This window comes from Rhizobium sp. S96, from assembly GCF_030382195.1.
Lineage (GTDB): Bacteria > Pseudomonadota > Alphaproteobacteria > Rhizobiales > Rhizobiaceae > Rhizobium.
In genome coordinates this window covers 1-12,010 of the sequence record NZ_JAUDRY010000023.1, presented here as the reverse complement: position 1 = coordinate 12,010, position 12,010 = coordinate 1, and the positions used below count along the sequence as shown (strand labels likewise).

General features: G+C 61.0%; 10 protein-coding genes. All 10 read left to right on the top strand.

All coding sequences use genetic code 11. The annotated features are described in order from the left end of the window. The first annotated feature begins 332 nt into the window (after positions 1-332). Positions 333-668 carry a hypothetical protein gene (locus QTL94_RS20090; RefSeq protein WP_289803017.1) on the top strand — a complete coding sequence of 112 codons (336 nt, stop codon included), beginning with the start codon at positions 333-335 and terminating at the stop codon, positions 666-668. Positions 669-811: 143 nt separating this feature from the next. After that, positions 812-1,018 carry a hypothetical protein gene (locus QTL94_RS20085; RefSeq protein WP_065693016.1) on the top strand — a complete coding sequence of 69 codons (207 nt, stop codon included), beginning with the start codon at positions 812-814 and terminating at the stop codon, positions 1,016-1,018. A gap of 197 nt (positions 1,019-1,215) precedes the next feature. Next, a complete protein-coding gene (locus QTL94_RS20080; protein WP_113524376.1) occupies positions 1,216-2,022 on the top strand; it encodes a pseudouridine synthase in 807 nt (268 codons plus the stop codon). A 5-nt stretch (positions 2,023-2,027) separates the two neighbouring features. After that, positions 2,028-2,723: a phosphoribosyltransferase gene (locus QTL94_RS20075; protein WP_289803016.1), complete on the top strand. Its 696-nt coding sequence runs from the start codon at positions 2,028-2,030 to the stop codon at positions 2,721-2,723. Between the two features lie 97 nt (positions 2,724-2,820). Beyond that, positions 2,821-4,566 carry an SLC13 family permease gene (locus tag QTL94_RS20070; protein WP_289803015.1) on the top strand — a complete coding sequence of 582 codons (1,746 nt, stop codon included), beginning with the start codon at positions 2,821-2,823 and terminating at the stop codon, positions 4,564-4,566. A 74-nt stretch (positions 4,567-4,640) separates the two neighbouring features. Then, positions 4,641-5,585 (top strand): phosphoribosylaminoimidazolesuccinocarboxamide synthase, encoded by a 945-nt coding sequence (locus tag QTL94_RS20065; RefSeq protein WP_065693012.1) that lies wholly within the window; start codon positions 4,641-4,643, stop codon positions 5,583-5,585. A 108-nt stretch (positions 5,586-5,693) separates the two neighbouring features. Continuing rightward, positions 5,694-6,296, top strand: coding sequence for a TetR family transcriptional regulator (locus QTL94_RS20060; RefSeq protein WP_065693011.1), 603 nt, complete (start codon positions 5,694-5,696; stop codon positions 6,294-6,296). Between the two features lie 133 nt (positions 6,297-6,429). Then, on the top strand, positions 6,430-7,647 hold the full coding sequence (locus tag QTL94_RS20055; protein WP_065693018.1) for an efflux RND transporter periplasmic adaptor subunit: 1,218 nt from the start codon (positions 6,430-6,432) through the stop codon (positions 7,645-7,647). A 42-nt stretch (positions 7,648-7,689) separates the two neighbouring features. Continuing rightward, positions 7,690-10,794: an efflux RND transporter permease subunit gene (locus tag QTL94_RS20050; protein WP_065693010.1), complete on the top strand. Its 3,105-nt coding sequence runs from the start codon at positions 7,690-7,692 to the stop codon at positions 10,792-10,794. A 158-nt stretch (positions 10,795-10,952) separates the two neighbouring features. Further along, the coding region (locus QTL94_RS20045) for an efflux transporter outer membrane subunit (protein ID WP_289803014.1) at positions 10,953-12,010 on the top strand (1,058 nt) is incomplete at its 3' end.

Sequence of the window (12,010 nt, the reverse complement as noted above, 5' to 3'; positions counted from 1 at the left end):
GCTTATACGGCCCCCACCCTTTCCAAGTCAACACACCCCAACAAAGTTTTTTGACATTTTTGTAACATGCTGATTCCATAGAGGGAATTTCCGGAGAGAGAGGAGACCTAGCCCACTGCCCTCCCCTAGACCATTCGGTTTTCTTTACCGGACGGTCAAAAACTACCGGAAACCACCCCTCCCCTCCCCCGCATACGCCCTGTTTTGTTGTTTTCAGCCTCCCCTGAGACGATCAAGCCGATCGTGGCCGCCTCTATGGACAGATGAGAGCCGTCTGGAACCCAACAGCCCGTTGCGGTGTTTCTGCTTCGGTACAACAAAGGAGAAAAGACATGGCAGCCAATACCGACGACGTCAGGGCCTCGGTCAGCAAGGACATCGCAGCGCTCCAGCAGGAGGTGTCGCGACTTCAGAAGATGATCTCCGCGCAAGGGGCCGAAGCTTACTATGAAGTGCGCGATCGCGCCGGCAAGGCCTATGACGAGATCACCCCCCGCGCCAAGACCGCTGTCGCAAACATCAAGGCCGAGGGCGTGGCAGCGGCCGACGCTGCCCGAGAGCACGCCGCGGCAACAACGACCGCATTGGCCCTGGCCGGAGCCATCGGCTTCCTCGCCGGCTACCTCCTGAGCAGCCAGCAACAGGAGCCGCGCCACTGGTGGCGTTAGGCCACCTGCCTGAAATTGGTAACCCGCTTTTTCTTGCGAGCCGTTTCCATCCGACGTAGGATGCGGCTCATAAGACTAACGTCTTAGAAAAACCAATTTTCCGGGATAGGGAATGGCGTAATAAAGAAGCGGGAGAACAGTTCATGGACGGGAAGAGATTGAACTGCATTGTCGAAGTCAGCGTCGACGGCGCCAATGGCCGTCATGCGGTCGGCATCATGAACGCGCGACAGGCTCTCGAACTGCCCGAAATGTCGCGCTTTTCCTATACGCATCCCGATCCGGCCAAAGCGGCGGCCGGTATAGTGATGGACCGGCAGGAACTCGCTGGTTTCATGGCCCGCCATTAGGTCGGCCAGCCTCCAACCCAGCATCCCTTCACGAAACCTCTTTCATGAACGTCGGCGTGGTCAGCGCCGGCGTTCATGCATGGCGATTTTCTAGGCCATGACGGCGGGCTTATCCCCGCGTTTTGATGGCGGATCGCTGGCATCGTCAAACGGTTCATGCCAGAAACACGGCATCGACATCTGACAGAGGCGACAGAGTGAGGGCGCGCCGAGCACCACAAAAACCCCGAGAGCGTATGAAACCCGCCGCCGATGCGTCGGGCAAACGCGTGACACTGCCCCGGGCTCTTTCCAAACTCGGGTACTGTTCGCGCACGCAAGCCGAGCGGCTTGTCGCGGACGGCCGCGTGGCGGTGAACGGCCGCATCGTCACCGATCTGTCCGCCTGGGTCGATATCACCCAGGCGAGGATTGCCGTCGACGGTATCGATGTCGCCGCCGAAGAGTTCGTCTATCTGATGCTGAACAAGCCGCGCGGGCTGGTGACCACGCGTCACGATCCCGAAGGGCGGCCGACTGTCTACGACTGTCTGAAGGATTTCGACATTCCGCACCTGTCGCCGGTCGGAAGGCTGGACAAGGCCAGCGAAGGTCTCCTTCTTTTTACCAACGACACCGTTTTTGCCCAGGCGCTGCTCGATCCCGACACCCATGTCACCAAGACCTACCACGTCCAGGTCGACAGGATCATGGATGCGGAGCGGCTGGCCGATATGACCTACGGCGTTCGCCACGATGGCGAACTGCTGAAGGCGACCTCGGCGCGCCTGCTCCGCAGCGGCGACCGCAACTCCTGGATCGAGGTCGAACTCGACGAGGGCCGCAACCGGCAGATCCGGCGGATATTGGAAGCACTCGACACCGAATGCCTGCGGCTCGTGCGTGTCGCGATCGGCAGCGTCGAACTTGGCACATTGGTAAAGGGCACAGCGCGGACGCTGACGGAGGCCGAGCTGAAGGAACTCCGTGTTCGCGCAGGCATGGAAAAGACAAGACGGAATTGAATGGCATGACGGAATTGGCGCCGCACGACTTCTGGCAGGAAATCCATGCTGCAGGCAGCTTTCACAGCAGAGACGAATTCACCTCTTTTTATGTGGCCGAATTCGATGACGGACGGCAACTTCGCCTGCCGGTCCGCGTGATGACGGACGGGCAGCATGCCCTTGCCTCGCTGATCATCAATCAGGCAAGTTTCGAGGTCCTCGACGCCCTGGCCGAACGGCTCGCGGCAAAGCTGCGGGCCTTCGATGTGGACGTGATCGTCGGGTTGCCCACGCTCGGGCTCACCCTTGCCTCCGCCGTCGCGCAGAAGCTCGGCCACCGGCGCTACGTGCCGCTCGGCACATCGAGAAAGTTCTGGTACCGCGAGGAGCTTTCCGTACCGCTGTCTTCGATCACGACGCCGACACAACAGAAACGCCTCTATATCGACCCGCGCATGCTGCCGCTTCTCGAAAACCGGCGCGTGGCCTTGATTGACGACGTCATATCGAGCGGTACATCGATCGTCTCGGGGCTCGACCTGCTTGCGGGCTGCGCAATCACGCCCGTCGCGATCGGCGCGGCGATGCTGCAATCGGATCGCTGGCGAGACACGCTCGACGCTTCCGGGTCGCATTGGCAGGAAAGAACGATCGGCGTCTTCTCCACGCCTGTTCTTGAGAAAACGCAGAGCGGCACATGGCGCCGGATCCCGCGCTGATTGGACAGCCGTCGGTCGGGCGCCTGCAATATATAGCCCTATACAGGCGACACCGAACCGCTACATTCGATCCGAATGAAGATGCTCGGGACACCCCATGACATTTGAGCAGGTATCTTTGCTGATCCTCTTGATCGCGATGCTTGCGCTGTTTTCCCTTGAGCGGTTCAGGATCGAGATCGTTGCCATTGCCGGCCTGCTGGCGGGATATGCGCTCGGGCTTTATCCGGCCAACCAGGTTTTCGCCGGTTTTGCGAGCCCGGTCGTGATCACGGTGGTGGAGATCCTGCTTGTGGTACAGGTGCTGGCACGCGCCAGGATCCTGGATCGGCTGGCGGGTCTCCTCGGTGAGGCGCGCCTCTCCAATACCGGGGTGATTGCTGCGCTGTCGTCCGCCACGGGTTTCCTCTCGATCTTCATGAACAATATCGGTGCGTTCTCGATCGGCCTGCCCGTCGCGCTGAGGGTCAGCGCGGTCATGAAGATCCCGAAACGCCAACTGGTCATACCGATCTCCTTCGCCGCCCTGCTCGGCGGGATCGTATCGCTGATCGGGACACCGGCGAATTTGCTGGTCAGCGATGCCATGGCACAGGCAACGGGCACAGGATTTCGCCTGTTCGAATTTGCCTATGTCGGCGCGCCCCTGCTCATCATCGGTATTGCATTCGTCTCGTGGCGCGCGCCCCGGACATTCGCCGAAACTGGCAATGATGCGGCGACGCCCAATCCCGCCGCACGGCGCGTGGTAAGCGAACGGCACATCCCCGACCATTCTCCCCTCATCGGCGCAAATCTTGCGGAGATGCCATCACGCTTCGGACTTCAGCCGCACGCCCTGATCCGCAACAACGCGTTTGTCTTCGGGGCTCGGGACAAGTCCCATGTCGTAGCAGGCGATTACCTGTTGGCGGAGACCGACGATACAGTCCTCGCAGAACTGACAGCATCCGGCGCCCTCTCTCCGGCGAGACATCCGGCAGTTCCACAGGTCGAACTCACCAGCATCGAAGCAGTCGTGATGCCGGAGAGCACATTGGTCGGCTCGCGTCTGCGCTCGCTCGAGGTCTTCAGCAGCCGCGGCATCGTGGTTGCGGCTTTGTCGATGCGCTCGCCGCGTATCGAGGGACGCTTCGAGGACCTGCAGTTGTCGATCGGCGACATCCTTGTGCTGGAAGGCGAACATGCCGCCATCACGGAAGCGCTGGAGGAATGCGAATGCCTTCCGCTTGCCTCCCAGCCACCATCGCATGGCAGCGGCGGTGCCTGGCAACCGTTCATTATCTTTGCATGCGGCGTGGCAGCGACTGCATTCGGGTTGCTGCAGCCGGATATCGCCTTCGCCGCGGTCGTATCGGCACTCGCCCTGTTGAACTATCTCAATATCCGCCAGGCGATGGCGGATCTGAACTGGCCGATCATCATCATGCTTGCCGCGATGATCCCCATCGGCTCTGCCGTCGCAAGCACAGGAACCGCGGAGGTCATTGCGAGCGGCCTGCGTACCGTCATCCCGATCGCCAACCCTGTTGCAGGCGTCGGCCTCCTGCTCTTTCTCGCCATGGCGATCACCCCGTTCGTCAACAACGCCACCGTCGCCATCGTGCTCAGCCCGATCGCGATCGAATTCGCATCGATCGCGCATCACTCCCCCGCCGCCTATCTTCTTGCCGTCGCGGCCGGTGCCTCGCTCGATTTCCTCACGCCCTTCGGCCACCACAACAACACGCTCGCAATGGGCGTCGGCAGCTATCGTTTCCGTGACTTTCTGAAGATTGGCGGCCCGTTGGCACTGGGATCCTATTTTTTGACCCTAGTTCTTGTCTATGTCTTCTGGCTTTAAGGCCGGTTTGCTTGACATCCCCGGCAATGGAACTAGAGCAGGGGAAAGCCCCTTAACCGACAAGGACGGTCCACGTGCGCATCCTCTCCGAAGCCCATTTTCCAGAACTGCCGAACTATTACCGCGGCAAGGTTCGTGAGAACTACGATCTTCCCGACGGGCGACGCATCATCATCAGCACGGACAGGCTCAGCGCCTTCGACCGGATTCTCACCTGCATTCCCTACAAGGGCCAGGTCCTGACGCAAACCGCGCGCTACTGGTTCGAGGCCACGAAGGACATCTGCCCCAACCACGTCATCGAATATCCGGATCCGAATGTCGTCATCGGCAAGCGCCTCGACATTCTGCCGGTCGAAATCGTCGTGCGCGGTTATCTCGCCGGAACCACAGGCACCTCCATCCTCACGCTCTACAAGAAGGGCGAGCGCGAGATGTACGGCATGCGCCTGCCCGACGGCATGCGCGACAACCAGAAACTGCCCGAGCCGGTCATCACCCCCACCAGCAAGGAATTCGACGGCGGCCACGACGAGCCGTTGACGCCAACGGAGATTGTCGAACGCGGACTGCTGACCCAGACGCAATGGGAAACGCTGTCGCGATATGCCCTCGCGCTCTTTGCGCGCGGCCAGGAACTCGCCGCCAAGCGCGGCCTCATCCTGGTCGACACCAAATACGAGTTCGGCACGGACGAAAACGGCAACATCATTCTGGCCGACGAAATTCATACGCCTGACAGCAGCCGCTACTGGCTGGCTGACAGCTATCAGGCAAGCTTCGAAGCCGGCACACGCCCGGCAAGCTTCGACAAGGACTTCGTCCGCGCATGGGTCGCCGAACGGTGCGATCCATATAAGGATGAGATCCCGGAGATTCCCGTCGACCTGATTGAGCAAACCTCCGCCGTCTATATAAAGGCCTATGAGGCGATCACCGCCCAGACCTTCGTCCCCGACGACAGCGAGGCAACCCCGGTCGAGCGTGTTCGCCGGAATCTTTCGCCCTATTTTTCCTGAATGCACAACTGATCGCGGCATGGCCTGCAACATAGGCTTGCAGGTCTTCCGCTGTTCGCATTAGCATCGGAAAGACTTGGGGCCGGAGACGAACCGGCGGGGGCATGAATGGCACGCAGGCCAAGGCGCAAGGCCGAAGAGACACGCGAAGACATCCTGTCGATGGCGGAATTGCTGTTTCGACAACGTGGCTTCGTAGCGGTGTCGATTGCCGATATCGCCTCCTCGCTCGGCATGTCGCCGGCCAACGTCTTCAAGCATTTCCGCACCAAGTCCGCGCTCGTCGACGCTATCGCGGAACGCCATCTCGGTGACGTGGCCGATCGCTTTGCCGCCTATGACGACGATCTCCCTCCGCAGGAACAGCTACTGCGCTTCGTGCTCCGACTGCTCGACAGCCACCTCCAGGACATCCAGCAGAACCCCTACATCTTCGAAATGGTCCTGATGACCGTCGAGGCAAAGCTCGAGGCAGGCAACCGATATCGGGAGCGCATCGTCCACAAGCTGCGGGACATCGTTCGCGAAGGCGTCGCAAGGGGACGCTATAATTGCACCAACCCGGAACGGGCGGCAGACACCGTTTCGGACGTTCTTGCCAGTGTCCTGCACCCCGTCCTCATTGCCCGTGACGATAAAGACACACTTGTCCAGCGCGCTCGTGACATCGTGAATTTCGTGGATGCCGCACTGCAAAATAGCGCTTGCTAAGTGACGATTCTTACCATACGTCACTTTGTAAAGTCTTTCTTAAATTCGGATCAGTGGCTAATGATTCTGAATCGGTAATCGGGCTTCTTCCCGGAAGCCATTGATTCAGCTGCCACCGCACGGGGATTTCATTATGATACGGCGCATTCTTCTCGTTTCCTCCGCTCTCGCGATCGGAGGCGTGCTGGCAGCCTGCAGCGATAGCGGCAAGACGCAAGGCGCCGCCGGCGGCGCTGCGGGTGCGGCGCAGCAGGCAGCGCCGGTAGGCGTCGTCACGCTGACGAAGGGCTCCTTCCCCGTAACGACGATCCTGCCTGGTCGCGCCGAAGCATCACAGGTTGCCGATATCCGTCCGCAGGTCAGCGGCATCATCACGGAAATCCCGTTCCGCGAAGGCGGCGAGGTCAAGAAGGGCGACGTTCTCTATCAGATCGAGGATGCGCCCTATCTGGCGAGCGTCGCACAGGCGCGGGCAGCGATTGCCAAGGCCGAAGCCAGCGTTCCGAGCGCACAGAGCAATTTCGATCGCTACCAGCGCCTCGTTGGCTCCGGTGCGACGCAGATCGAATTCGAAACCGCAAAGACGAACCTGCTGCAGGCGCAGGCCGAAGTCGAGTCCGCCAAGGCGGCCCTGACAGCGGCCGAGATCGATCTCGACCACACCAAGATCACCGCGCCTTTTGACGGCCTGATCGACCAGACGGCCTACAACGTCGGCAACGTCGTCTCGGCCAACCAGACGACAGCCCTCACCACCGTGCGCCAGCTCGATCCGGTCTACATCCTTCTGACTGAATCGAGCACGAACCTGCTGCGCCTGCGCAACGCGATCCAGTCGGGTGAGATCAAGGGCAATGCCGGCAATGCCGCGTTCCGTCTGATTCTGGAAAACGGCAAGGAATACGATCAGAAGGGCACCCTCGACATGTCGAAGTCTGTCGTCAGCGAGACGACCGGCACCTTCATCATCCGCGTGCGCTTCCCGAACCCTGAGCGCATCATCCTGCCGGGCATGTATGTTCGCGCAACGCTCGAACTGGGCTCCGAGAGCGGCTTCGCCCTCCCCCAACTGGCGACCAGCCGCAATGCAAACGGTGAGCTGACGGCGCAGTTCGTCTCCGCAGAAGGCAAGGTCGAAACCCGTATCTTCGAAAACGCATCGCCTTCCAACAACGCATGGCTGGTGACGGACGGCATCAAGGACGGCGATCAGCTGATCGTGACCGGCCTGCAGTCGATCACGTCAGGCATGCCGGTAAAGCCCATGCCGATGAAGATCAACGAGAAGGGCATTGTCGTGCCCGCGGAACAACCCTCGTCCGGTGACGCGCAGAAGCCCGCCGCAAAGTAATGCGACGATCACTGATCCGAGCCGCACAGGAATAACAAGCCAATGGCAACTTTTTTCATTCGACGCCCGATCTTTGCGTGGGTCATTGCGATCACGATCATGCTTGCGGGCGTGCTGGCGATCTTCACCCTGTCGATCTCGCAGTATCCCGACATCGCGCCGACCACCGTGCGCATCAACGCCACCTATCGCGGCGCCAGTGCGGAAACTGTTGAGAAGTCGGTCACGACGATCATCGAAGACGGCATGACCGGCCTCGACGACCTGACCTACATGACCTCGACTTCGTCGACCGGCTCGGCCAGCATCTCCCTGACCTTCGGCACCAGCGCCGACCCGGATATCGCGCAGGTCCAGGTGCAGAACAAGCTTCAGCTCGTGCAGTCGAAACTGCCGAGTGACGTCATCGACGCCGGCATCAGTGTCACCCGCTCGACGTCGAGTATCCTGCTCGTCGGCGCCTTGGTCTCGACCGATGGTAAGCGCTCCTCCGTCGATCTCGGCAACATCATGTCGAGCTCGATCGAAGATCAGATTCAGCGCCTCGAAGGTGTCGGTAGCATCAACATCTTCGGTTCCGGCTACGCTATGCGCGTCTGGCTCGATCCCTACAAGCTCCTAAAGTATCAGCTGACGACGGGCGATATCACCTCGGCCATTGAAGCACAGAACACCCAGGTTTCCGTCGGTTCGCTGGGCGCCCAGCCGGCAGTGGATGGCCAGCAGCTCAACGTGACGATCACCGCGCAGAGCCAGCTGACGACTGTTTCCGACTTCGAGCACGTCATCCTCAAGGTGGAGAAGGACGGCTCGACGGTCCGCCTGAGCGACGTGGCCCGCATTGAGATCGGCCAGGAAAGCTACGGTGGTTCTTCGCGCTACAACACGCTGCCCTCCAGCGGTTTCGCGGTCAACTTGGCCATCGGCGCCAACGCCATCGACACCGCCGGCCGCGTTCGCGCCGCGCTCGATACGATCAGCCGCGGCCTGCCGGAAGGCGTCGAAATCACCTATCCGTACGACACGACACCGTTCGTTGAACTGTCGATCGAAAAGGTCGTTCACACCCTGATCGAAGCGATCGTTCTCGTCTTCGTCGTTCTTCTCGTCTTCCTACAGAACATTCGTGCGACGCTGATCCCGACCATCGCGGTCCCGGTCGTGTTGCTCGGAACCTTCGGCATCCTTGCAGCCACCGGATATTCGATCAATACGCTGACGATGTTCGCGATGGTCCTCGCGATCGGTTTGCTCGTCGACGACGCTATCGTTGTCGTCGAAAACGTCGAACGCATCATGACCGAAGAGAAGCTCTCGCCGCTCGAAGCGACGGAGAAGTCCATGGGCGAAATCACCGGCGCCATCGTCGGTATCGCGCTCGTCCTCACCGCGGTTTTCATTCCGATGGCCTTCTTCGGAGGCTCCACCGGCATCATCTACCGCCAGTTCTCCGTAACCATCGTTTCGGCCATGCTTCTTTCTGCACTGGTCGCGATCGTGCTGACGCCGGCGCTTTGCGCCACCATGCTGAAGCCGGTGGCCGAGCATAAGAAGAACCGCCTCGGGGACTGGTTCAACCGCAACTTCACGCACTCGACCAACGGCTACGTCAGCACCATCGCCTACCTGTTGAAGCGGCCGTTCCGCGTCATGGTCGTCTTCCTGCTGATCGGCGTCGGCTGTGCCTACCTCTTCAACCGCCTGCCAAGCTCGTTCTTGCCGCAGGAAGACCAGGGCGTTCTGCTCACCATCGTGACCACGCCTCCCGGTTCCACGACCCAGCAAACGCAGGCGGTCGTCGAAAAGGTCGAAAAATACTATCGCGAAAATGAAAAGGACGCTGTCGAATCCGTCTTCGGCGCCCTGGGCTTCGGCTTCAACGGCTCCGGCCAGAACAGCGCTATCGTCTTCACCAAGTTGAAGGACTTCTCCAAGCGTACCGACGCCAACCTGCATGCGCAGGCCGTCGTGACGCGCGCATTGAAGACGTTCTTCACCTTCCGCGAGGCGCAGGTCTTCGCACTGCTGCCGCCCGCAATTCAGGGCATGGGCGTATCGAGCGGCTTCTCCATGTACCTCGTCGATACCGGCGGCCATGGCACGGACGCGCTCGATGCGGCCTCCAAGCGCCTGATCCAGGCGGCCAATGCCAGCGGCAAGGTCGTGGCGTTGCGCAGCAACAACAAGGAAGTCGAACCGCAGATGAAGATCATCATCGACCAGGAGAAGATCGGCGCCATGGGTGTCGATATCGCCGCGGTCAATTCGATGCTCTCGGTGATCTTCACCGGTCGCGACGTCAATGACTTCACCCTGAACGGCGAAATCAAGCCGGTCTATGTGCAGGGCGACGCACCGTTCCGCATGCAGCCGGACGATCTCGATCACTGGTATGCTCGCAATTCGAGCGGCGAGATGGTTCCGTTCTCGGCCTTCACTCGCACCGAGTGGGTCAAGGGCGCTCCGACGCTTGCCCGCTTCAACGCCGTAAGCGCAATCCCGCTCGACGGCGCCTCCGCGCCGGGCGTCAGCTCCGGTGATGCGATGGACGAAATGGAAGTCCTGACCGAACAGCTCGGCGGCGGCTACACCGTGGCATGGCAAGGCATTTCCTATCAGGAACGCCTCTCCGGCTCGCAGGCGCCGATGCTCTATGCGATCTCGGTCCTCGTCGTCTTCCTCTGCCTTGCGGCGCTCTACGAAAGCTGGTCGATCCCGTTCTCGGTCATCATGGCCGTTCCGGTCGGCGTTCTCGGGGCGCTGGCAGCGGCGAGCCTCTTCGGCCAGGCCAACGACGTCTACTTCAAGGTCGGTCTGCTGACGACCATAGGACTGGCGGCGAAGAACGCGATCCTGATCGTCGAGTTCGCCAAGGACCGAATGGAGACCGGGATGGGGCTTCTGGAGGCGACGCTTGAAGCCGCGCGGCTGCGCCTGCGTCCGATCATCATGACGTCGCTTGCCTTCATCCTCGGCGTCGTGCCGCTTGCGATCGCCACCGGTGCTGGTTCCGCTGCACAGAACGCAATCGGCATCGGCGTCCTCGGCGGCATGCTCTCGGCGACGGCTCTCGGCATCTTCTTCGTCCCGTCCTTCTTCGTTGTGATCCGGCGAGTCTTCGCCCGCCGCACGAAAAATGAAGCGTGAGTGTGATATAAATGCACTGTAAGAAACCGGGACTCATTGATACATTGCGCACGACTGCTTCGGGATGGTGTTTCTCGTATGAGCGAAGCGCGGCCGAGAGCGAAGTGTAATAGCTTCAGACATGAAATGAATTTGGTCGAGTTACAGGAAGATTTTTAATGGTATCGTTTCGCTTTGCGTCTCCGGCACTTCTGCTGCTTCTCGCGGGCTGCGTCAGCGGCCCGGATCATGTTCCACCAGAGATGCCCCTCCCGGCGAAGTTCAACGAAGGCGGCGCCAAGGAGCTTGGTGATGTGTCGACGGTTGCCTGGTGGACGGCCTATAACGATCCGCGCCTGAATGCGCTGGTCATGGAAGGCCTGAGCGAGAACCTGTCGATCCAGCAGGCGCTGGAACGCATCAACTCCGCCGCCTCGAACGTGACGGTAGCAGGTGCCGGTTCGCTGCCCGGTCTGGTGGTCGGCGCCTCGCAGACGACCAGCGGCAACCTCGGCAACCTTGCTACCACGCACGCCGCCACCAACGTCCAGGAAGGCACCGCCAGCATCTCCTGGCTGCTTGACCTGTTCGGCCAGTATCGCCGTTCGAAGGAAAGCGCCCAGGCCTCGCTCGATGCCGCCTACTCCAGCGCCGACGTCGCCAAGCTCACCTATCTGCAGGATCTGGTGACCTCCTACGTCAACGCCCGCTACTTCCAGGAGCGCATCGCGCTCTCCAAGGCGAACCTGAAGTCGCGCCAGGAAACCTACGAGCTGACCAAGTTCCAGCTCGAGGCCGGCGCCGCCTCGCGCCTCGACGTCGTGCAGGCCGAAGGTCTGGTGCAGTCGACGCAGGCTGAAATCCCGAACCTCGAGATCAGCTTCCGCACCGCCGCCCACCACATCGCCACCCTGCTCGGCAAGCCGGCGGGTGACATGGTCGCCGAACTGCAGAAGGGCTCGTCGCAGCCGGTCTTCCGTGGCGGCATCAAGTCCGGCATTCCGGCCGACCTGATCCGCAACCGTCCCGACATTCGCGTGGCCGAGCGCAATCTCGCTGCCTCGACCGCCAATATCGGCGTTGCCATCTCGCAGCTCTATCCGACGATCTCGCTGTCCGGCTCGATCTCGCCATCCTACACCAAGCTCGCCGGCGGCGGCGCTGGCGGCAGCATCGCCAGCTGGTCGTTCGGTCCGACGCTGACCCTGCCGATCTTCGACGGCGGCGCCCTGCGCGC

Excerpts from the sequence above, each read along its gene's own strand:
- QTL94_RS20070 (WP_289803015.1), top strand. The coding sequence starts at position 2,821 with ATGACATTTGAGCAGGTATCTTTGCTGATCCTCTTGATCGCGATGCTT.
- QTL94_RS20060 (WP_065693011.1), top strand. The coding sequence starts at position 5,694 with ATGGCACGCAGGCCAAGGCGCAAGGCCGAAGAGACACGCGAAGACATC.
- QTL94_RS20075 (WP_289803016.1), top strand. The coding sequence starts at position 2,028 with ATGACGGAATTGGCGCCGCACGACTTCTGGCAGGAAATCCATGCTGCA.
- QTL94_RS20085 (WP_065693016.1), top strand. The coding sequence starts at position 812 with ATGGACGGGAAGAGATTGAACTGCATTGTCGAAGTCAGCGTCGACGGC.
- QTL94_RS20050 (WP_065693010.1), top strand. The coding sequence starts at position 7,690 with ATGGCAACTTTTTTCATTCGACGCCCGATCTTTGCGTGGGTCATTGCG.
- QTL94_RS20055 (WP_065693018.1), top strand. The coding sequence starts at position 6,430 with ATGATACGGCGCATTCTTCTCGTTTCCTCCGCTCTCGCGATCGGAGGC.
- QTL94_RS20090 (WP_289803017.1), top strand. The coding sequence starts at position 333 with ATGGCAGCCAATACCGACGACGTCAGGGCCTCGGTCAGCAAGGACATC.